Below are 19,857 nucleotides of genomic sequence, written 5' to 3' on the forward strand. Positions count from 1 at the left end.
ACCCGGCATCGGGTAAGCTGTCGCCCGGATCCGGGGTAGGACTTTCCTGACGATGGCAGCCGAGCGCGGCCTGCGAGGACAACGCCTGCTGCTGTGCGTATGCGGCGGGATCGCCGCGTACAAGGCGGCCGAGCTGGTGCGCCGTCTCGGCGATGCCGGGGCCCAGGTGCAGGTGGCGATGACCGAGAACGCACAGCGCTTCGTCGGCGCGCAGACGTTCCAGGCGGTCTCGGGCCGCCCGGTGCGCACCTCCCTCTGGGACCCGGCGGCGGAAGCGGCGATGGGCCACCTCGAACTGGCGCGCTGGGCCGACCGGGTGGTCGTTGCCCCGGCCACCGCCAACATGCTCGCGAAACTCGCCCACGGCTTCGCCGACGACCTGGTCGCCACCCTGTGCCTGGCCACCACCGCGCCGATCACCCTGTGCCCGGCGATGAACCACCGCATGTGGCTGCACCCCGCGACCCAGGCGAACGTGGCATTGCTGCGCGAACGCGGCGCCCGCATCGTCGGCCCCGAGGATGGACCGCTGGCCGAGGGTGAATCCGGCCCTGGCCGGCTCAGCGAGCCGGCGGCGATCGTCGCCGCGCTGGAGGCCGCGTGAGCGGGGCGCTGGCGGGCAAGCGGGTGCTGGTGAGCGCGGGGCCGACCTTCGAGGACATCGATCCGGTGCGCTTCGTCGGCAACCGCAGCAGCGGCAAGATGGGCTTCGCGGTCGCCGCCGCCGCGCGCGACCTCGGCGCGGAGGTGGTGCTGGTGGCAGGGCCGGTGCAACTGGACACCCCCGACGGCGTGCAACGCATCGACGTGCGTTCCGCGGCGCAGATGCACGCGGCCGTGCTCGAGGCGCTGCCCGTCGACGTCTACATCGGCGCGGCGGCGGTCGCCGACTTCACCCCGCGCCGGGTCTCCGAGCACAAGCTCAAGAAGACCGTCGGCAGCGACACCCTGGTGCTGGAGCTGGTGCGCACGCCGGACATCCTCGCCGAGGTGGCCGTGCACCCGCGGCGTCCCGCGCTGGTGGTCGGCTTCGCCGCCGAGACCCACGAGGTCGAGCGTTACGCGCGCGGCAAGCTCGCGAACAAGCGGCTCGACCTGATCGCGGCCAACCTGGTCGGCGCGGCCGGGAGCGGTTTCGAGTGCGACGACAACGCCCTGACGGTGTACTGGGACGGTGGCGAACGCCGGCTCGGTCCGGCAGCGAAGACCGAGGTCGCCGCGCGGCTGGTCGATCTGGTCGCCGAGCGCCTGCAGGCATGAGCCACGGGACCGTCGCCATCGCGCTGCAGGTCAAGCTGCTCGACCCACGCATGGGCCGCGAGTGGCCGCTGCCGGCCCATGCCACAGACGGCAGCGCCGGGCTAGACCTGCGCGCGGCGCTCGACGTCCCGCTGGCACTGGCGCCGGGCGACGCCGCGCTGGTGCCCTCGGGCCTGGCGATCCATATCGGCGACCCCGGGCTGTGCGCGGTGGTGCTGCCGCGCTCGGGGCTTGGCCACCGGCACGGCATCGTGCTCGGCAACGGCACCGGCCTGATCGATGCCGACTACCAGGGACCGCTGCTGATCAGCGTCTGGAACCGCGGCCGCGAGACCTTCACGATCGAACCGGGCGACCGGATCGCGCAGCTGGTCGTCCTGCCGGTGGTGCGCGCCAGCCTGCAGGTCGTGGATACTTTCACCGACAGCGCGCGAGGCGCGGGTGGCTTCGGCCATACCGGCGTGCGCTGACAGGGGACAACGGAAAGAACATGACGACCACGAGCGAACCGATCAAGGCGCGCGTCTTCGCGCAGGTACGTCCCTGGCTGCCCTGGCTGGCGGCCGCGCTGGCGGTGCTGGCGGTGTGGCTGGTCTGGAACGGCTGGCGACAGCTGCAGGGCGACACCCGGCGCAGCAACGTGACCCTTGCGCGCGACTCGGCCGCGCAGATGACGGCGACGATGCTCTCGGGCGACCTGGAACGCCTGCAGCAGCGCCTGCAGAGCCAGTCCGTGCAGTCGGCCCTGCAGTCCGGCGACCTTCAGGCCGCCGGCGAGGCAATGGCCGCGGACTGGCCGCAGCTGGAGCAGGCGCTGGTGCAGCCGATCGACCTGTCCGGGGTCTACGCGCAGCTTCCGGAGGCGGGCTTCGGGCCGCTCGCGGCGATGGAATCCGCACTGGCCGAGGACAGGCCGGTGGTATCGATCGTGCGCGTCGACGACGCGCCGCGGGTCGCCCTTGCGGCGCCGGCGCGCGTCGGCGAGTCCCTGGTGGGAATCGCGTTCGTGCAACTGCCGCTGTCGCGCGCCACGGCTGCGTTGGACGCGGTGAGCGTGGACGATGGCGCCTATCTCGCGTTGCGGCAGGGCGGTTTCTCGCTCGCCGAGCGCGGCGACGTTGCCCAGCAGGAGTCGGCTGAACGCATGGCGGTTCCGGTCCCCGGAACGGGACTGCGCGTTGCCGCCGCGGTGCCGCATGTCGGCGCACCGCCGCTGGGTCTGACCGGCATGCCGCTGCTTGTGGCGGCCGTGCTGCTGTTGCTGATCTCCTATCTCCTGTGGCGCATGCCGGCACGTGTGCGCCATGTGTTCGTCGGGAAGGACCACGATGTCGACCCTGCGTCCGAGCGGACCTTCGTCGAGGCGCTGGCGGAACCCGTGGGGGACGCCGGCCAGCCGTCGTCGACCGCCGTCCCGCCGCCGATCGCGATCAAGGAAACCCCCCGGCCGGTGCCGGTGGACATCGACCGCAGCATCTTCCGCGCCTACGATATCCGCGGGATCGTCGGCCAGACGCTCGACGCTGGCGTGGCCGAGCTGATCGGCCATTCGGTGGGCTCGCTGATGCAGGAGCAGGGCCTGGCCGACATCGTCATCGGCCGCGACGGCCGCCTCTCGGGGCCCGACATGGTCGCCGGGCTGGTCCGCGGGCTGCGCAAGGCCGGACGCAACGTCATCGACATCGGCATGGCGCCGACGCCGGTGGTCTACTTCGGCGCCTTCCACCTGCGCACCGGCTGCTGCATCTCGGTGACCGGCAGCCACAACCCCCCCGACTACAACGGCTTCAAGATCGTGGTCGGCGGGGAGACGCTGTCGGGCGACACCATCACCGACCTGTACGCGCGCATCGCCGACGGTCGCCTGCACGATGCGCCGATGCCCGGAGACGTGAGCGAGCGCGACATCGCCGATGCCTACGTCGAGCGCATCAGCAACGACATCCAGCTGGCGCGGCCGCTCAAGGTCGTGGTCGACGCCGGCAACGGCGTCGCCGGCGAGATCGGCCCGCGCGTACTCGAAGCGATCGGCGCCGAGGTGATCCCGCTGTTCTGCGAGATCGACGGCACCTTTCCCAACCATCACCCGGACCCGAGCGAACCCCACAACCTCGTGGATCTGATCGGCACGGTGAAGCGCTTCGATGCCGACCTCGGCGTCGCCTTCGACGGCGACGGCGACCGCCTGGGCGTGGTGACCAAGGACGGCGAGAACATCTATCCCGACCGCCTGCTGATGCTGTTCGCGGCCGACGTGCTCGACCGCAACCCGGGCGCGGTGATCGTGTACGACGTCAAGTGCACCGGCCGCCTGCCTGGGCACATCCTGCGCCACGGCGGCAGCCCGTTGATGTGGAAGACCGGACATTCGCTGATCAAGGCCAAGATGCGCGAGACCGAGGCCGAGCTGGCCGGCGAGATGAGCGGCCACTTCTTCTTCCAGGAGCGCTGGTACGGTTTCGACGACGGCATCTACGCCGCCGCGCGCCTGCTGGAGATCCTGGCGCTGGATCCGGGCGATCCCAGCGAGGCGCTCAACGCGCTGCCGGGCGGGGTGTCGACGCCGGAGATCAAGGTCGAGGTGGCCGACGGCAATCCGCACGGTTTCGTCGAACGCTTCCAGCAGCAGGCGCGCTTCGAAGGCGCGAGGGCGTCGACCATCGACGGCCTGCGGGTGGACTGGAACGACGGCTGGGGCCTGGTGCGCGCGTCCAACACCACGCCGGTGCTGGTGCTGCGTTTCGACGCCGACGACCAGGAGGCCCTGGACCGCATCCTGGCCGACTTCCGCGCCCAGATCGCGCTGGTCGATCCGGAGTTGCAGCTGCCGTTCTGAAGACGGTCCGCCTGCGGCGTCCTCCGGCGACGCAGGCTGTCATCCCGAACGCAGTGAGGGATCTCGCCTTTGCGAGCGCGAAGACAGCGGCAGATCCCTTATTGCGTTCGGGATGACAATGTCGTGATCGTGCGCATGATCCAACGTTGGCCGGGTCAGCCCTGCACGATCTCCACGCGCTTTCCGTCGCCGCGCGCCGATTCGAACGCGGCATCCAGCACGCGCATGTCGCGCACGCCTTCCTCGCCCGGCACGCGTGGCGCGCGGTTTTCCATGATCGCCAGCGCATCCTGGTCCATCTGCTCGGCCTGCATGCGCGGCGACTTGCCCAGCTGCGGCTCGAACACGGTGCCGTCGCTGGCGCGGCCGCGGTTGCCGTCGTAGCTCTGGAACGGCGACATCGTGTACCAGCCGCGCTCGCAGTCGACCTGCAGCGTATTGAGGTTGCGGCCGAAGCTGGTCACGCACTCGGCGACGATGTCCTCGGGGAATTCGAGCCGGAAGCGCATGGTCTCGTCGACGCCCCTGAACAATTCGCGGCGCACGGTCTCGTCCCAGGCCTGGACCGCGACCGGCTCCATGCCGGTGGAGTAGCGCGCGGCGTTCACGCAGTACACGCCCATGTCGTACATCGCGCCGCCGCCGCGCGCCGGGTCCAGGCGCCAGGCCTCGTCGGCGCCGTCGCGCCAGCCGAACCAGCCCGCGTCCGCGCGCAGCTTGATGATGCGACCGAACGGGCGCTCCTTCGCCATCGCCATGAACCGGCGGGTGTTGGGCTCGTGCTGCATGCGGTAGCCGATGGTCAGCTGCACCTTGTGGTCGCGGCAGGCCTTGACCATCGCCTCGCCCTCGGCGGCGTCCATCGCCATCGGCTTCTCGCACCACACGTGCTTGCCGGCGGCCGCGGCGGTGAGGGTGTGCGCCTTGTGCAGGTGGTTCGGGGTAACGATGTACACCGCTTCGATGTCCGGGTTGTCGGCGATGCGGTGGAAATCCTCGTACGAATAGACGTTGCGGTCGGGGATGCCGTACTTGCCCTGCCACTCGGGCAGCTTGTCGGGCGAACCGGTGACCAGGCCGGCGAGGCGGCAGTGCCTGGTCAGCTCCAGCGCCGGGGCCAGCAACCCGCGGGCGTAGCCGCCGAGGCCGACCAGGGCGACGCCGATCCTGCGCTGCGGCGCCTGCGCCAGGCCGCGCGGACTCCAGGCGGCCGCAGCGCCGGCCAGCGCCATCGATTGCAGCGCCTGCCGGCGCGTCCAGCCCGTGCTTCGATCCCCGCTCATGGTCGTCTCCGCGTTCTCGATGGTGTCGGCCAATGTTAGCGCTCACCCGCGGCCCGTGCAGGCGCCTGCGCGCGGCGATAATGCGTCGATGCACGGGCCGACCCCTACACGTCGCGTTGCGGTGGTCGGGGGCGGCCCCGCCGGCCTGATCGCCGCCGAACGCCTGCGCGCCGCCGGGCTGGGCGTCGATCTATACGAAGCCAAGGGCTCGGTCGGGCGCAAGTTCCTGATCGCCGGCAAGGGCGGGCTCAACCTGACTCATTCCGATCCGCTGGCGACGTTCGTCGCCCGCTACCGCGAACGCGCCGCCGAGGTCGGCCGCTGGCTGGCGCGTTTCGATGCCGGCGCGTTGCGCGACTGGGCGCGCGAGCTGGGGGTCGAGACGTATGTCGGCAGTTCGGGCCGGGTGTTCCCGCTCGATCGCAAGGCCGCCCCGCTGCTGCGCGGGTGGGTGCGGCGGCTGCGCGAACAGGGCGTCGCCTTCCACGTGCAGCACCGCTGGACCGGTTGGGACCACGAGGGCGCCCTGCGCTTCGAGACGCCACATGGCGAAGTGCGGGTGCGCGCCGACGCGGCCGTGCTCGCGCTCGGCGGCGGCAGCTGGCCGCAGCTGGGGAGCGACGGCGGCTGGCAACCGGTGCTGGCCGCGCACGGGATGGACGTCGCGCCGCTGCGGCCGACCAACTGCGGCTTCGACATCGGCTGGTCGGCGCACTTCGCCCGGCGCCATGCCGGGGCGCCGCTCAAGCCGCTGGTGGTGCACTGGCACGATATCGATGGCCGCGAGCACGCGTTGCAGGGCGAAGGCGTCGTGACCGGAACCGGGCTGGAAGGCAGCGTGATCTATTCCATGTCAGCGACGTTGCGCGCACTCGTCGATCGCGATGGCGAAGCCCGCATCGCCCTGGACCTCGCCCCCGGACGCGGCCAGGCGCAGCTGCGCGAGGCGCTGGCGCGACCGCGCGGGCGCCGCAGCCTGTCCGAACACCTGCGCCGCGTCGCCGGGATCGAGGGCGCCAAGGCCGGACTGCTGCACGAGGCGCTGCCGCGCGAGGCGCTGTCGGATCCGGCGCGTGTGGCCGACGCCATCAAGCGGTTGCCGTTGGTGCTGAGACGCCCGCGGCCGCTCGCCGAGGCGATCAGCAGCGCCGGCGGCATCCGCCTGGAGGCGCTGGACGGGCGGATGATGCTGCGCGCGCGGCCGGGCACGTTCGCCGCGGGCGAGATGCTCGACTGGGAAGCGCCGACCGGCGGCTACCTGCTCACCGCCTGCTTCGCGAGCGGGCTGGTCGCGGCCGAGGGGCTGGTCGAGTGGCTGCGCGAAACCGCATCCGCGCCGGCCTGATCGGGCAGGCGCGGCGTCATTTTCCCCCTCGCGACCCCAGGCTTGTCGTCTCCACATCGGGATCCCGAACTTGTCGTTTCGACCGGAGGGAGAAATCCCGGTCGGATGAGCCGGTCCGGAAACGGTCGCGGGCCAGGCGGCGACAGGAGATTTCTCCCTCCAGTCGAACTGACGGACCGGGGCACGGAAACGACGAACGCTGGCGCGCTCACGGGGTCGCGATCGCGACGCGAAGCTCGCCGGACGGGTGCGCCCCCGGTCCCAATGAGGGTCTAGCCCTGCTTCGGCCTCTTCAGGGCGTGGTAGCGCTCGACCGCGTACTGCAGGTCGGCATCGAGCGAAGCGCGCTCCTCGAGCTGCTGGCGCATGATCGCCTGCTGGCGCAACAGGTCGCGGTGCTGCGCCTGGATGTTGTCGGCCAGCGCCTTGCGCACCGGCTGGCCCTGCAATTCCAGGTCGTTGGCCTGGCGCAGCAGCGAGACCAGGCTCTGGCGCAGGTTGGACACGCCCAGGCGCGAGGTCTTCAGGCCTTCCTCCACCAGCACGATGCGGTCGTCGAACGCGGCCCGCAGGTCCTCTTCGGTTTCGTAGGACTCGGCCATCGCCCGTTCGCGACGCTGGCGCGCGGCCTCGGCGTTGGCGGCGATCGAGGCCTGGCGCTCGGCTTCGTCGGCCGCGGCCCGTTCTTCCGGGGTCAGCTGTTCGCCCATCCGCGCCAACGGCCGCCCGCTGCGCGCGCTCAGTTCGGTGCGCGCGGCGTCCACCGCGTTGGCCGGCAAGGCGTCGCCGCAGACCTTGCGGCCGCCCTCGTCCCAGCAGTACAGCTTCTTCTCGGCGGTGTTCTGCGCCGACGCCGTCGCGGACAGCGCGCACAGCGCCACCGCGGCCAGCAACACGTGCATCTTCATCGAATTCCGCCCCCTGCGGCTCGAATCAGTGGAGGGTGTCACGGACGCCATATTGCGCCCGATACGCCTGTAAACGCGAACGCTCGTCCGACAGGGCCGCGCTTTGGTCGGCGAACGCCAGCAGGTCGGACAGGGTGGCGACCGCCACCACCGGGATGTCATTGGCCACGGTGACCGCCTGTGCGGCCGACAGCGCCTGGCCCTCGCCGGCGATTTCCTGCCGGTCGAGCGCGATCACGATCCCGGCCGGGCTGCCGCCGCCGTCGCGGATGATCGCCAGCGCCTCGCGGATCGCGGTGCCGGCGGTGATCACGTCGTCCACCACCAGCACCCGGCGGCCGTCCAGCGGCGCGCCGACCAGGGTGCCGCCCTCGCCGTGGGCCTTGGCCTCCTTGCGGTTGAACGCCAGCGGCAGGTCGCGGCCGCGGCGCGCGTACTCGCAGGCCAGCGCGGTCGCCAGCGGGATGCCCTTGTAGGCCGGGCCGAACAGCAGGTCGAAATCGATCCCGGCCGCATCCAAAGCATCGGCATAGCAGCCGGCCAGCGCGGCCAGCGACGCGCCGGAATCGAAGCGCCCGGCATTGAAGAAGTACGGGCTGACGCGCCCGGACTTGAGCGTGAACTCGCCGAAGCGCAGCGCCTGCGCGCGCAGCGCCAGTTCCAGGAATCGGGTGCGATGGTCGGTCATGGCCACGCATTGTCCCATGCCGGTGGAGGCGAGGAGGAGTGCGAGAATGCAGGGCTTCCAGATCCAGGAGAGTGCGATGTCCGGCCTGCCCCCGTGCCCCGAGTGCGGATCCGGCTACACCTACGAGGACGGTGCCGGCCTGGTCTGTCCCGAATGCGCGCACGAGTGGTCGCCGGCCGAGCAGGCCGAACAGGCGGCCGCCGCCGAAGTCGAGGGCCAGGTGCGCGATGCCAACGGCACCGCGCTCGCCGACGGCGACACGGTGGTCGTGGTCAAGGACCTCAAGATCAAGGGTTCCTCCCAGGTGGTCAAGGTCGGCACCAAGGTGCGCAACATCCGCCTGGTCGAGGGCGACCACGACATCGACTGCAGGATCGACGGCATCGGCCAGATGGGTCTGAAGTCGGTGTTCGTCCGCAAGGCCTGACGCCGCCGTTCGCCGGGCGTGCCGGCCCCCGTCTGCGGACACGCCGGTACGTTGATAGTGGTCCCGTCATCCCGGGCCGCAGGCCGGGGCGGCTCCCATTTCGACGCGGGCAGACAGGGAAGGATGCCTCGCCCCGTGCGTTCGCAGTGACAGGCGGAGTACGCAGCGGCGGGCTTGCGCGCTTTCCGCTAGGCTTGCCCGACCGCCCCATCCGCCAGACGCATGCGCATCGTCAGCTTCAACGCCAACGGCATCCGCTCCGCCGCCAACAAGGGCTTCTTCGACTGGCTGCAGGCGCAGCAGGCCGACATCGTCTGCCTGCAGGAAACCAAGTCGCAGGAGGACCAGCTCGCCGACCCCTGCTTCCGCCCGCTGGGCCACTGCCACTACCGCGACGCGATCACCAAGAAGGGCTACAGCGGGGTCGCGATCTACAGCCGCCGCGAGCCGGACGAGGTGCGCACTTCGTTGGGCTGGGCGCCGTTCGACGACGAGGGCCGCTATATCGAGGCGCGCTACGGCAACCTCAGCGTGGTCTCGTTCTACATTCCTTCCGGCTCCTCGGGCGAACTGCGCCAGGGCTTCAAGTTCGAGGTCATGGACTGGCTCAAGCCGATCCTCGACGGCTGGCTGGCCAGCGGCCGCGACTACGTGCTGTGCGGCGACTGGAACATCGTCCGCGCCCGCAACGACATCAGGAACTGGTCCAGCAACCAGAAGAATTCCGGCTGCCTGCCGCCCGAGCGCGCCTGGCTCAACGGCCTGATCGCCGACGCCTGCGGCGACGGCCTGGTCGAGCCGCCGGCGCGCGGCTGGAAGGACAGCTTCCGCGTGCTCAAACCCGATGCGGTCGAGTACACCTGGTGGAGCAACCGCGGCGCGGCCCGCGCCAACGACGTCGGCTGGCGCATCGACTACCAGCTGGTCACGCCGGACTTGGCCAAGCGGCTCAGCGGCTGCGCGGTGCACCCGCAGCCGCGCTTCTCGGATCATGCGCCGTACGTTGTGGATTACGCCGAATGAACCGGGCTGCCGCCGCGGAACCGGCGCGCTCCTACAAGGGGTGGGCGGGGATCAAACGTGCCTTCGGGACGCCATCGGCGATGACGATGCTGTTCCTTGGACTCGGCTCCGGACTTCCGTTCCTGCTGATCGCGTCGATGACACTGTCGACGCGGCTGCGCGACGTGGGCCTCGATCTCGGCAGCATCGGCCTGATCAGCCTGGCCAGCTTCTTCTACCTGCTGAAGTTCCTGTGGGCGCCGCTGATCGACCGCTACCGTTTCCCGCTGACCGCTTTCCTCGGCAGGCGGCGCTCGTGGCTGCTGTTCTCGCAACTTCTGGTCGCAGCTAGCCTGTTCGCGCTGGCCTTGACGCGGCCGGAGCTGGGCGTCGGCGCCCTGGTGGCTTGGGTGCTGGTGGGGTCGTTCGCGGGCGCCACCCAGGATTCGGTGGTCGATGCCTACCGCATCGAAGTGGCGCCCGCGACCGCACAGGCCGCGCTTGCGGCCACGTACACGCTGGGCTACCGCTTCGGGCTGATCATCGGCGGTGCGGGTGCGTTGTACCTGGCCGAGTTCCAGGGGTGGCAGTGGGCTTACATCGCGATGTCTGCGCTGATGCTGATCCCCGTCGTCACCACGCTGGCCTGTCGGGAACCGGTGGAACCGGAAGCCACCGTGGTGCGCCGTATCGATTTCTTCGGCGCGTTCTGGCAACCATTCTCGAGCTTCTTCAAGAACAACGGCCTGGCGCTGGGCATCGTGCTGCTGCTTTTCGTCGGGTTCTTCAAGTTTCCCGACCAGGTCATCGGCGTGATGGCCGGGCCGTTCTACCTCGATTCCGGCTACAGCAAGGCCGATATCGCCACTGTGTCGAAGCTGTACGGCATCTGGACCGGCATCGCCGGTGCATTCCTGGGCGGTCTCGCGGTTGCGGCGTTCGGCTTCCGAAAGATGCTGTTCGTGGCCGCGATCGGCGTGGCGCTGTCCAACCTCGCATTCCTGCTGATGGCGCAGTATCCGTCGCAGATCTGGGCGTTCTACGCCGCGATCACCGCCGACAACCTTTTCCAGGGCTTCGCCGGCGTGGTGCTGATCGCGTTCATGTCGTCGCTGACCGACCGCAACTTCACCGCGACGCAGTTCGCGCTGCTGGTGTCGCTGGCCAACCTGCCGGGAAAGTTCGCCGGTGGGGTTTCGGGGTTCATCGTCGAGGCGACCTCCTACTCCGCCTTTTTCGTCCTCAGCGCCCTGACCGTGGTCCCGACCTTGCTGCTGCTGGCCTGGCTGTGGCAGCGTATCCGTGAACCCATCAACGAGCCTGGCGCAGGAGCGTGACGACCGACATCGTGCTCAGGGATGCCGACCCGGTGCTGGTGGACCGGATCCGGCGCGTGGCCGACGCCCGCGGCTGGACCCTGCCGCGGGCGATGCAGTACCTGCTGGAGCAGGGGCTGCACATGTTCGAGGGCGACGGTTCGGTGCGCTTCGACAATTCCGAGGCCGATGTGCTGCAGGCGGCGATCGCGGCGCTGGAGCAGGTTCCCGACGATCCCGGCTACGCCGCGATCGGGCGGGCGCCGAGGGGGGGCGGGTCCTGATGCGCGCGTACCGCGATCCGCACCCTTCTAGCGCCCGCTCGCCCTGAAGCGCGAACGGCGAGCCGCCCGGCGAACGAGGCCGCCGACGCAGTCGAACAAAAGCGAATCGGAGAAGGCTTTCCCGCAACGGCATGTCCGGGTGGCCGGGACGCGCGCCGTTTTTCGCCACGGCATGGATGCCGTGTCGAAAAATCGCAACAGTGCGACCGCCTCGAGCTCGCGACTTTGCGGGGAGGGCCTTTTCTTTGGTTCGTTTCTTTGGGCCGGCAAAGAGACGAACCCGGCGGCCGCACGCGGACGGAACGCCGTCAGCCCTGCAGAAGCGCTCACTCCGGTCGCCGAGGAGGGGCCGTGTCGAGCCTCGTCGTGAAGCGCTCCGGTGCGACCCCCTGAGGGCACAGTCGTCGGGTTACGCGGGATAGATCCCCCCCAGCACCCGTGGTCCCGCCGCCCCGGTCACGCTCGGCAGGTTGCCCGGTAACCCGAGGATCGTCTGCCGCGCCAGCCAGGCGAAGCCCATGGCCTCGACATGGTCGGGATCGATCCCGTGCGTCGCGGTGGATTCGACGACGGCGTCCGGCAGCGCCTGCGCGAGCGCCGCCATCAGCACCGGGTTGTGCACGCCGCCGCCGCAGGCGATGACGCGACGCGTGCCCGGCTGCGTCGCCTGCAGGGCGTTGGCCACGGTGCGGGCGGTGAGCGCGTTGAGGGTGGCCTGCACGTCGGCCGGGGCTTCGTCTCCGCGCAGGCGGGCCTCGACCCAGCCGAGGTGGAACTGGTCGCGGCCGGTGGACTTGGGCGGTGCCTGGATGAACCACGGATCGTCGAGCAGGCGCTCGAGCAAGGCCTCGTCGACCCGGCCGCGGGCGGCGAAGCGGCCGTCGCGGTCGAAGTCCTGTTCGAGGTGGCGCAGGCACCAGGCGTCCATCAGCGCGTTGGCAGGCCCCGTGTCGAAGCCGCGCACAGCCTGCCCCGGACCTGATCCGGGGTCGCCCTGCGCGGGCAGCAGCGTGAGGTTGGCGATGCCGCCGAGATTGAGCACGGCGCGGTCCTCGCCGGCATCGCGCAGCAGCGCGGCATGCAGGCCCGGGAGCAGCGGCGCGCCGTGGCCGCCGGCGGCGATGTCGCGGCGGCGCAGGTCGGCGACCACGGTGATTCCGGTGCGTTCGGCCAGGGTCGAGGGATCGCCGAGTTGCAGGGTGAAGGGATACGGGCCCCAGGGGCGGTGGCGCAGGGTCTGCCCGTGCGAGCCGATCGCACGCACTGCGCCGGCGGGCGTATCGCTGTCGGCGAGCGCGAGGTTGGCGGCATCGGCGAAGGCGCGGGCGACGCGCACGTCGAGTTCGGCGATCGCGTCGAGCGACAGCGAGGCGCCCTGCTGGCCGAGCGCGACCAGTTGCGCGCGCAGCGCCGGGTCCCAGGGATAGGTGCGGCCGAACACGAGCCGCGCGGGGCCGTAGTCGAAGCGCACCAGCGCGGCGTCGATGCCGTCGGCGCTGGTGCCGGAGATCAGGCCAAGGAAGAGATCGGACATGGCCGCGATTCTACGGGGACGGGCGGCGTGGGAACTGCGCTGCGGCGGCTCGATGCCGTCGTGCACGACCTCGTCGAAGCGCCTTCCACGATGCCGGCGAGGCGCTGCCCGGACGTGGCGAAGATCCTCCTCTCCGCCTTGGCGGGCGGGGCCGATTGGAACCCCGGACCTTCGTGCCGCGAACGGCGGCGAGCCGGTTCATTGCGTCGAACTCCCAGAACCGGTGTTCGCCGGGAAGGCAGCACAAGCGGACCGGCGTGCCGGGAGAGACGGCATCGGGGCCGGATGCGAAAAGGGCCCGCCACCGGCAAGCCCTTCCGTCACGACCCCCGTGCGGGACGCGTCTCCCGCTCAGCCCTTCTTCGCACCCGGCACGGCGCGCGCGGCGGCGATCTGCGGCACGTCCTGCGATTGCTGTGCCGGCACGGTCGCGTAGATGATTTCCTCGACCTCGCGGATCCGCTCCAGCGCCGGCGCGGTCTGCTTGCGGAACTGGGCCAGCGCGGTGCCGCTCAGCGGCTCGGGCGGCGGCATGGTGTGCTGCAGCGGGTTGCGGTGCACGCCGTTGATGCGGAATTCGTAGTGCAGGTGCGGGCCGGTGGACAGCCCGGTGGACCCGACGTAGCCGATCACCTGCCCCTGCGAGACGCGCTGGCCGCGCTTGAGCTTGGCGGTGCGCGACATGTGCGCGTACAGGGTGGTGTAGCCCTTGCCGTGGTCGAGCACCACCGTGTTGCCGTAGCCGCCCTGCCAGCCGGCCGACACCACGCGCGCCTCGCCGGCGGCCATGATCGGCGTACCGCTGCGCGCGGCGTAGTCCACGCCCTTGTGCATACGCTGCGTGCCCAGCACCGGGTGCCGGCGCGTGCCGAAGCGCGAACTCAGGCGCGCGTACTGGATCGGGCTGCGGATGAAGCTCTTCTTCAGCGGCCGGCCTTCTGCGGTGAAGTATTCGCTCTTGCCGTCTCGCTCGAAGCGGATCGCGGTGAACGGCTTGCCCTTGGCGGTGAATACCGCCGCGGTGACCGGGCCGGAGCGGATCAGCTCGCCCTCGCGCCAGGTCTGCTCGACAACCACGCTGAAGCGGTCGCCGGAGGTGACGTCGCGGTCGAAGTCGATGTCGTACTGGAACACCTCGTCGGTGAGGGTATTGATCACCGCGGGGCTGAGACCGAGCTTGCGCGCCGAATGGAACAGCGACTTGCCGACCTTGCCGCTGACCACCGCGGTGCGCACTTCCACCGGGCGCTCGATCACCTTCTCGACGACCTTGTCGCCGGCCAGCGAGAGCTCCACGCGCTGGGTGTCGTTGCGGTCGTAGCGGAACGCGAGCAGGCGACCGTCGGCGGCCTGTTCGAAGCCGAGCTCGGCGCCGGGCCGCAGCCGGGTCAACGCCTGGCGGTCGGGCGAGGCGTCGAGCAACCGGTGCAGGGTGGCGGCGGGGATGCCGCGCGCCTCGAAGATCGCGCCGAGCGTCTGACCCGATTCCACCTTCGCCAGGTCCCAGTTGCGCTGCGGCGCCGCGCGCTGCACCGATGCCAGCGGCGGCAGCGGCAGCGCGAAAGTGGTCAGGGCCGGCGCGACCTCGGCGGTGCGCATCGCGTTGGAGAATCCCGGCACCAGTCCGATGATCAGGGCGCCGAGGGTGGCGAACAGGCTGGCGTGGGCCCAGTCGCGCCGCGTCCAGCGGCCGTTGAACAACAACCGCGCATCCGCATCGCGCGGATCGGCGTAAAGCTGTTCGTTGGCGGTGTTCTGCGCAGCAGCGCGGAGATTGTGGTGACGGATGGCCTGGTGCTGGGCGTCATCCGATGACATCTGCGGCGGCTGCGTCATGGCGATGGATCCAAAATGGCGTGACGGGCGCGTCAGAGAGGTACCATAAGCACATGAAATGGGAGCGTCAAACCCTTGTTGCCCAAAGGGTTTTACTGGCGCATATGACTTAACGAACTTTTTACCTTTTCTTTTGACCGGCATCACATCCCTGAAGCCGGCTGCCCGACCACCGAGTCCTGCCGATGACCCAGCCCGCTCCCGATCCCGCCGCGATGGAGCGCCTCGCCCGCGGCGCCGACGAGATCCTCAAGCGTGAGGAACTCGCCGCAAGGCTGGCGCTCGGCCGGCCGTTGCGGGTCAAGGCCGGTTTCGACCCGACCGCGCCGGACCTGCACCTGGGCCACACCGTGCTGCTCAACAAGATGCGGCAGTTCCAGGACCTGGGCCACACCGTGATCTTCCTGATCGGCGACTTCACCGGGATGATCGGCGACCCCAGCGGCAAGAACGCCACCCGCAAGCCGCTCTCGCGCGAGGACGTGCTGGAGAACGCGCGCACCTACGAGGCGCAGGTGTTCAAGGTGCTCGACCGCGAGCGCACCGAGGTGCGGTTCAACAGCGAATGGTTCGGGAAGATGTCGGCGGCCGACATGATCCGGCTCGCCGGCCAGCACACGGTCGCGCGGATGCTCGAGCGCGACGACTTCGCCAAGCGCTATGCCGCGCAGCAGTCGATCGCGATCCACGAGTTCCTGTATCCGCTGGTGCAGGGCTACGACTCGGTGGCGCTGCGCGCCGATGTGGAACTCGGCGGCACCGACCAGAAGTTCAACCTGCTGATGGGGCGCGGTCTGCAGGAAGCGCACGGTCAGGCGCCGCAGGTGGTGCTGACCATGCCGCTGCTGGAAGGTCTGGACGGGGTCAACAAGATGGGCAAATCGCTCGGCAACTACATCGGTATCGCCGAGGCGCCGATCGACATCGTCAACAAGACGATGAAGATCGGCGACGAGCTGATGTGGCGCTGGATCGAGCTGCTGAGCTTCGAGATCGGCATCGACGAGGCGAAGCGGCTCCGGGCGGATGTCGCCGCCGGCCTCAATCCGCGCGACGTCAAGCTGCGCCTTGCGCGCGAACTGGCGACGCGTTTCCACGACACCGCCGCCGCCGAGACCGCGATCGCCGGCTGGCACGCCGCGGTCACCGGGCAGGGCGACACCACCCTGCTGCCGCTGCAGGACGTGCCGGTCCCCGGCGAAGGCATCCGCATCGCCGCGCTGTTGACCGCGGCGGGCATCACCGCCAGCAACTCCGAGGCCAGCCGCAAGCTGAAGGAGCGCGCGGTCAGGGTCGATGGGGCGGTGGTCGAGGATCCCGCGACGACGTTCGCCCCCGGCTTCGAAGGCGTTTTGCAGGTCGGCAAGCGCAACTTCGCGCGGGTGCGCCTCGTCACCGCGTGACGACACCGGCCGCGCGAGGCTGCGGCGCATGGACGCCACCATCCTGCAGCAACTCGATGTCCTGGCCGGCATGGCGATCGCCATGCTGCTGGGCGGCCTGATCGGCTACGAGCGCGAACTCAAGCGGCGGCCCGCGGGCTTCCGCACCCACATGCTGGTGGCGGGGGCCTCGGCGCTGCTGGTCGGCGTCGGCCGGTTGACGGTGGAGGCGCAGGCCGCCTCGCCGGCGAGCGGGATCATGCAGATCGATCCGCTGCGTCTGGTGGAAGCGGTGATCGCCGGCGTGGCCTTCATCGGCGCCGGCACCATCTTCGGCGAGAGCCGGCGCGGCGGCGAAACCATCTCCGGCATCACCACCGCAGCCTCGCTGCTCACGGTCGCGGTGATCGGCGTCGCCGCCGGGCTGGACTACTACTTGGTCGCCGCCGCCGCGACCGCGCTGGCGTTGTTCGTGCTGGTTGCGCTGTCCTGGTGGGAGCGCAGGCGCGCCGGGCCGCCCGTGAAGGCCGGACCGGACGAGCGACCGCGCTGCGAGGATCCCGCGCGGCTCAAGCAGCGTTGAGCGCCGCCAGCACCAGCAGCGCCATCACGCACCCGAATCCGCCCACCCAAACCAGGCTGCGCAGCAGCTGCACGTCGGCCAGGTAGAGGATCCCGTGCGCCACGCGCAGCGCGACGAAGGCGACCGCCAGCAGCGCGATGCGCGCCGGATCGACCCCGGCCAGCTGCGCCAGCACCACGCCGGCGGCGAACGGCGCGAAGGCTTCGAACGCGTTGAGGTGGGCGGCGTTGGCCCGCTGTACCCGGTAGTTGCCTTCCTGCTTGGCAAGCCAGGCGCGCGGATTGCGGTTGTTGTAGCCCGGCGCGCCGGTCTTGGCGAAACCCACCCAGACGTAGGGCAGCAGCGCGGCGATCAGGACGCACCAGTACGCGGTGGCGAGGGTCATGGCGGAGCTCCGTTCGGGGCCGCCAGAGTAGGGCACGGCCGGGTGGAAGTGTGGGGTGGCCACGCCGATGCCGTGCACCCGGAAAAACAGGAACGGCGCCTCGCGGCGCCGTTCCGGTGAAGCCTGCTGCGGCTGGCGCCCGTCGCGCGGCTTACTGCCCCGCCCGCTGCGCGTCGCGCGCGGCCTTGAACGGATTGCCGTCGTACCAGTTCGGCCACTGGCCACCATCGGCCAGCTCCAGGCCGACGGCGTACAGCAACTCGAGGTCCTCGACGATGCCGTCGAACTTCCAGCCTTCGTGGATCTCGTCGCTCGGCTGGTGGTAGCGGCTCGCGTACTCGTCGCTCGCGGCCTTGCCGGCCGCGGTGCCGCCCTCGACCAGGTCGCTGCCGCCCTTGGCGTACAGCGCCGGCACGCCGGCCTTGGCGAAGTTGAAGTGGTCGGAGCGGAAGTAGTAGCCGCCGGCGGGGTTGCCTTCCTCCACCAGGGTGCGCTGCTGCTTGCCGGCATGCGCCTGGAGGATGTCCTCCAGCGCGGAATTGCCCTTGCCGGTGACCACCACGTCGCGCGCGCGGCCGGCCACGCTCATCGCGTCGAGGTTGATCACGCCGACCGTCTTCTCCAGCGGGAACGAGGGCTGGGCGACGTAGAACTTGGAACCGAGCAGGCCCGATTCCTCCAGCGTCACCGCCAGGAACACCACCGAGCGCTGCGGCTGCGCCGACTGCTTGAACTTCTCCGCGATCTCGATGATGCCGGCCACGCCGGTGGCGTTGTCGACCGCGCCGTTGTAGATCGTGTCGCCCTCGCCCTCGTGCTTGCCCAGGTGGTCCCAGTGCGCGAGGTAGATCACCGTTTCCTCGGGCGCGGCGCTGCCGGGGAGGTAGCCGATGACGTTCTGCGAGGACTTCTCGGTCACCGTGCTGCGCAGGTCGAACGAGACCTTCGCCTTCAGCGGCATGGCCTTGAAACCGCGCTTGTTGGCGGCGGCGTACATCTGGTCGAGGTCGAGGCCGGATTCCGAGAACAGCTGCCGGGCGACTTCGCCGGTGATCCAGCCCTGCGCTGGGATCCGCGGTTCCGGATCGTCCGCGGCGCGCAGGTCGAACTGGGCGCCCGACCAGGAGTTCCTGACCACGTCCCAGCCATAGGACGCGCCCTCGGTGTCGTGGATGATCAGCGCGGCGGCGGCGCCCTGGCGCGCGGCTTCCTCGTACTTGTAGGTCCAGCGCCCGTAGTAGGTCATGCGGTTGCCGTCGAACAGCGACTCGTCCCTGGCGTGGAAGCCCGGGTCGTTGACCAGGATGACCACGGTCTTGCCCTTGACGTCGAGGCCGGCGTAATCGTTCCAGTCCTGCTCGGGCGCGTTGACGCCGTAGCCGACGAACACCAGTTCGCTGTCGGCGACCTCGACCTCGGCCTGCCCGGTGCGGGTGCCGATCACCATGTCGCTGCCGAACTTCAGTTCGCGCGTCTGGCCAGCGCTCTGGAGCCGCAGCACCGTCGATTCGTCGGCGGTGGTCTCGACCATCGGCACGGTCTGGAAGAAGGTGTCGTTGTCGCCGCCCGGCTGCAGGCCGATGCGCTCGAACTGCTCGCGGATGTAGGCGGTGGTCTTTTCTTCGCCTACCGAACCCGGCGCGCGGCCCTCGAATTCATCCGAGGACAGGGTGGCGACGAGGCTGCGCAGGTCGTCGGCATCGATCTCGGGCTTGAAGGCGTGCGCGGCCTGCGGCGCGGCCGCGTCCGGCGCGGGCGTGGTGGCGTCGGTGGCGGGCGCCGGCTCGCGGCTGCAGGCGGCCAGCAGCAGGCTGCCCGCGCACAGGAGGATCAGGGGTGAACGCATTCTGGGGACTCCGGGAAAACCGAAACCCCGATTCTACGCGCCCGCGCGGTGGCCGGACCGGCCGACGGCCGCCGCGGCTCGATCTCCGGTACGGCGGGCCGTCCGTCCGGCACGCCGCCGGGCCCGCTACTCGTTCGGGGCGCGCGTCCCGCTGAACGTCGTCGGCGTGGCGCCGTTGACCCGGCCGGTACGCGCGGTCTCGTGCACGTACAGCGTCACCTCGCGCTCGAATTTCAGCTCGCCTTCGACCACGGCCTCGGGACCGATGATGATCCGCGGCTTGCGCTTGTTGACCTGCACCGGGAACCAGTTCGAGGTCGGCTTGGTGACGGTGATGCCGCCGCTCACGTGCGAGCCGACGCCGACGGTGATGTCGCCGCTGACCGTCGCGATGCCGCCGGCGAGGTCCACGTCGACGATGCCGATCGCGCCATTGACGGTCTCGATGTCTCCGCCGACGGTGCCGCCGCGGTCGACGAAGACGCTGCCGTTCACGGTTTCGACGCTGCCGCCGATGCGGGCGCGCTCGCCGACGCGAATGCTGCCGTTCACCGTGGACAGGCTGTCGGCCGCGATGTCGTTGTGGGCGCGGATGCTGCCGTTGACGGTCTCGGCATCCTCGACGCTGGCGCCTGCCTCGATGGTGATGCTGCCGTTGACGGTGTCGACGTCGCCGTAGGCGCGGCCGGCCTGCGCGACGATACTGCCGTTGACCTTGCTGATGTCCTGCTGCGCCAGCACGGGTGCGGCGCACAGCAGCAGGGCGAAGGCGAGTGGCAGGACGAACGGTTGGCGCTTCATGGGACGGACCCCTCCGGGCAGGGCGGCGCATGGTTGCCTGGGCAACGGTTCGCCGCGGGATGGCGTGTGTTCGGAACAGCTTGCACCCGCTTGGCTACAATCGCACCGGTCGAAAGTCACCGGGACTCCCGTCCGTGCCTG

General features: G+C 70.2%; 17 protein-coding genes and 1 pseudogene. 10 read left to right on the forward strand and 8 right to left on the reverse strand.

The features are described 5' to 3' along the window. Window positions 1–52 precede the first annotated feature (52 nt). The 3 genes and pseudogenes from coaBC to JMO03_RS18150 all read left to right on the forward strand — a co-directional run bounded on the left by coaBC (window position 53) and on the right by JMO03_RS18150 (window position 4,096). Window positions 53–1,260 (forward strand): annotated as a pseudogene (gene coaBC, locus JMO03_RS18140) (bifunctional phosphopantothenoylcysteine decarboxylase/phosphopantothenate--cysteine ligase CoaBC). Continuing rightward, the gene (gene dut / locus JMO03_RS18145) at window positions 1,257–1,730 is read left to right on the forward strand and encodes a dUTP diphosphatase (protein ID WP_202845146.1); all 474 of its coding nucleotides are present in this window, start codon (window positions 1,257–1,259) and stop codon (window positions 1,728–1,730) included. Before coaBC ends, dut begins: the two are co-directional and overlap by 4 nt. Window positions 1,731–1,750: 20 nt before the next feature. Beyond that, window positions 1,751–4,096 carry a phosphomannomutase/phosphoglucomutase gene (locus JMO03_RS18150; protein WP_202845147.1) on the forward strand — a complete coding sequence of 782 codons (2,346 nt, stop codon included), beginning with the start codon at window positions 1,751–1,753 and terminating at the stop codon, window positions 4,094–4,096. A 155-nt stretch (window positions 4,097–4,251) separates the two neighbouring features. Here JMO03_RS18150 and JMO03_RS18155 read toward each other — a convergent pair whose 3' ends face one another. After that, on the reverse strand, window positions 4,252–5,379 hold the full coding sequence (locus JMO03_RS18155) for a Gfo/Idh/MocA family protein (RefSeq protein WP_202845148.1): 1,128 nt from the start codon (window positions 5,377–5,379) through the stop codon (window positions 4,252–4,254). 88 nt (window positions 5,380–5,467) lie between these two features. Here JMO03_RS18155 and JMO03_RS18160 point away from each other — a divergent pair, with 88 nt between their 5' ends. Continuing rightward, a complete protein-coding gene (locus JMO03_RS18160; protein ID WP_202845149.1) occupies window positions 5,468–6,724 on the forward strand; it encodes a TIGR03862 family flavoprotein in 1,257 nt (418 codons plus the stop codon). Between the two features lie 272 nt (window positions 6,725–6,996). Here the strand turns inward: JMO03_RS18160 and JMO03_RS18165 are convergent, their stop codons facing one another. Together JMO03_RS18165 and pyrE are read right to left on the reverse strand one after the other, a co-directional pair. Then, window positions 6,997–7,632, reverse strand: coding sequence for a hypothetical protein (locus JMO03_RS18165; RefSeq protein ID WP_202845150.1), 636 nt, complete (start codon window positions 7,630–7,632; stop codon window positions 6,997–6,999). Window positions 7,633–7,657: 25 nt separating this feature from the next. After that, window positions 7,658–8,320, reverse strand: coding sequence for an orotate phosphoribosyltransferase (pyrE, locus tag JMO03_RS18170; protein ID WP_202845151.1), 663 nt, complete (start codon window positions 8,318–8,320; stop codon window positions 7,658–7,660). 76 nt (window positions 8,321–8,396) lie between these two features. Between pyrE and JMO03_RS18175 the strand changes: the two genes are divergently transcribed. The 4 genes from JMO03_RS18175 (at window position 8,397) to JMO03_RS18190 (ending at window position 11,349) form a co-directional block, all read left to right on the forward strand. Further along, a complete protein-coding gene (locus JMO03_RS18175) occupies window positions 8,397–8,747 on the forward strand; it encodes a zinc ribbon domain-containing protein YjdM (protein ID WP_202845152.1) in 351 nt (116 codons plus the stop codon). Between the two features lie 222 nt (window positions 8,748–8,969). Continuing rightward, window positions 8,970–9,770: an exodeoxyribonuclease III gene (locus tag JMO03_RS18180; RefSeq protein ID WP_202845153.1), complete on the forward strand. Its 801-nt coding sequence runs from the start codon at window positions 8,970–8,972 to the stop codon at window positions 9,768–9,770. After that, window positions 9,767–11,086: an AmpG family muropeptide MFS transporter gene (locus JMO03_RS18185; RefSeq protein WP_202845154.1), complete on the forward strand. Its 1,320-nt coding sequence runs from the start codon at window positions 9,767–9,769 to the stop codon at window positions 11,084–11,086. The genes JMO03_RS18180 and JMO03_RS18185 overlap by 4 nt, the downstream gene beginning before the upstream one ends. Further along, window positions 11,083–11,349 (forward strand): hypothetical protein, encoded by a 267-nt coding sequence (locus tag JMO03_RS18190; protein ID WP_202845155.1) that lies wholly within the window; start codon window positions 11,083–11,085, stop codon window positions 11,347–11,349. The genes JMO03_RS18185 and JMO03_RS18190 overlap by 4 nt, the downstream gene beginning before the upstream one ends. A 409-nt stretch (window positions 11,350–11,758) precedes the next feature. On the opposite strand, the gene JMO03_RS18195 is transcribed toward JMO03_RS18190, so the two are convergent. After that, window positions 11,759–12,883: an anhydro-N-acetylmuramic acid kinase gene (locus tag JMO03_RS18195; RefSeq protein ID WP_202845156.1), complete on the reverse strand. Its 1,125-nt coding sequence runs from the start codon at window positions 12,881–12,883 to the stop codon at window positions 11,759–11,761. Between the two features lie 351 nt (window positions 12,884–13,234). Continuing rightward, complete coding sequence (locus JMO03_RS18200) at window positions 13,235–14,719, reverse strand: M23 family metallopeptidase (protein WP_238346308.1); 1,485 nt, start codon at window positions 14,717–14,719, stop codon at window positions 13,235–13,237. Between the two features lie 185 nt (window positions 14,720–14,904). Here JMO03_RS18200 and tyrS point away from each other — a divergent pair, with 185 nt between their 5' ends. Next, window positions 14,905–16,122, forward strand: a complete 1,218-nt coding sequence (gene tyrS, locus JMO03_RS18205; RefSeq protein WP_238346309.1) for a tyrosine--tRNA ligase — start codon at window positions 14,905–14,907, stop codon at window positions 16,120–16,122. 28 nt (window positions 16,123–16,150) lie between these two features. Further along, entirely contained in the window at window positions 16,151–16,684 is a 534-nt protein-coding gene (locus JMO03_RS18210; protein ID WP_202845157.1) for an MgtC/SapB family protein, read from the forward strand. On the opposite strand, the gene JMO03_RS18215 is transcribed toward JMO03_RS18210, so the two are convergent. From JMO03_RS18215 to JMO03_RS18225, 3 genes are all read right to left on the reverse strand, one after another. Beyond that, on the reverse strand, window positions 16,671–17,069 hold the full coding sequence (locus JMO03_RS18215; protein ID WP_202845158.1) for an MAPEG family protein: 399 nt from the start codon (window positions 17,067–17,069) through the stop codon (window positions 16,671–16,673). The two genes, JMO03_RS18210 and JMO03_RS18215, sit on opposite strands and share 14 nt — an antisense overlap. A gap of 151 nt (window positions 17,070–17,220) precedes the next feature. Beyond that, window positions 17,221–18,915: a M28 family metallopeptidase gene (locus tag JMO03_RS18220; RefSeq protein WP_202845159.1), complete on the reverse strand. Its 1,695-nt coding sequence runs from the start codon at window positions 18,913–18,915 to the stop codon at window positions 17,221–17,223. 126 nt (window positions 18,916–19,041) lie between these two features. Beyond that, window positions 19,042–19,716, reverse strand: a complete 675-nt coding sequence (locus JMO03_RS18225; RefSeq protein ID WP_202845160.1) for a DUF4097 family beta strand repeat-containing protein — start codon at window positions 19,714–19,716, stop codon at window positions 19,042–19,044. Between the last annotated feature and the right edge of the window lie 141 nt (window positions 19,717–19,857).

The sequence above is a fragment of the Luteimonas saliphila genome (genome assembly GCF_016774335.1).
In the GTDB taxonomy this organism is placed as follows: domain Bacteria; phylum Pseudomonadota; class Gammaproteobacteria; order Xanthomonadales; family Xanthomonadaceae; genus Luteimonas; species Luteimonas saliphila.

Excerpts from the sequence above, each read along its gene's own strand:
- JMO03_RS18175 (WP_202845152.1), top strand. The coding sequence starts at position 8,397 with ATGTCCGGCCTGCCCCCGTGCCCCGAGTGCGGATCCGGCTACACCTAC.
- JMO03_RS18195 (WP_202845156.1), bottom strand. The coding sequence starts at position 12,883 with ATGTCCGATCTCTTCCTTGGCCTGATCTCCGGCACCAGCGCCGACGGC.
- dut (WP_202845146.1), top strand. The coding sequence starts at position 1,257 with ATGAGCCACGGGACCGTCGCCATCGCGCTGCAGGTCAAGCTGCTCGAC.
- JMO03_RS18180 (WP_202845153.1), top strand. The coding sequence starts at position 8,970 with ATGCGCATCGTCAGCTTCAACGCCAACGGCATCCGCTCCGCCGCCAAC.
- JMO03_RS18220 (WP_202845159.1), bottom strand. The coding sequence starts at position 18,915 with ATGCGTTCACCCCTGATCCTCCTGTGCGCGGGCAGCCTGCTGCTGGCC.
- JMO03_RS18155 (WP_202845148.1), bottom strand. The coding sequence starts at position 5,379 with ATGAGCGGGGATCGAAGCACGGGCTGGACGCGCCGGCAGGCGCTGCAA.
- JMO03_RS18200 (WP_238346308.1), bottom strand. The coding sequence starts at position 14,719 with ATGACGCAGCCGCCGCAGATGTCATCGGATGACGCCCAGCACCAGGCC.
- JMO03_RS18210 (WP_202845157.1), top strand. The coding sequence starts at position 16,151 with ATGGACGCCACCATCCTGCAGCAACTCGATGTCCTGGCCGGCATGGCG.
- tyrS (WP_238346309.1), top strand. The coding sequence starts at position 14,905 with ATGACCCAGCCCGCTCCCGATCCCGCCGCGATGGAGCGCCTCGCCCGC.
- pyrE (WP_202845151.1), bottom strand. The coding sequence starts at position 8,320 with ATGACCGACCATCGCACCCGATTCCTGGAACTGGCGCTGCGCGCGCAG.
- JMO03_RS18150 (WP_202845147.1), top strand. The coding sequence starts at position 1,751 with ATGACGACCACGAGCGAACCGATCAAGGCGCGCGTCTTCGCGCAGGTA.
- JMO03_RS18165 (WP_202845150.1), bottom strand. The coding sequence starts at position 7,632 with ATGAAGATGCACGTGTTGCTGGCCGCGGTGGCGCTGTGCGCGCTGTCC.
- JMO03_RS18225 (WP_202845160.1), bottom strand. The coding sequence starts at position 19,716 with ATGAAGCGCCAACCGTTCGTCCTGCCACTCGCCTTCGCCCTGCTGCTG.
- JMO03_RS18185 (WP_202845154.1), top strand. The coding sequence starts at position 9,767 with ATGAACCGGGCTGCCGCCGCGGAACCGGCGCGCTCCTACAAGGGGTGG.
- JMO03_RS18160 (WP_202845149.1), top strand. The coding sequence starts at position 5,468 with ATGCACGGGCCGACCCCTACACGTCGCGTTGCGGTGGTCGGGGGCGGC.
- JMO03_RS18215 (WP_202845158.1), bottom strand. The coding sequence starts at position 17,069 with ATGACCCTCGCCACCGCGTACTGGTGCGTCCTGATCGCCGCGCTGCTG.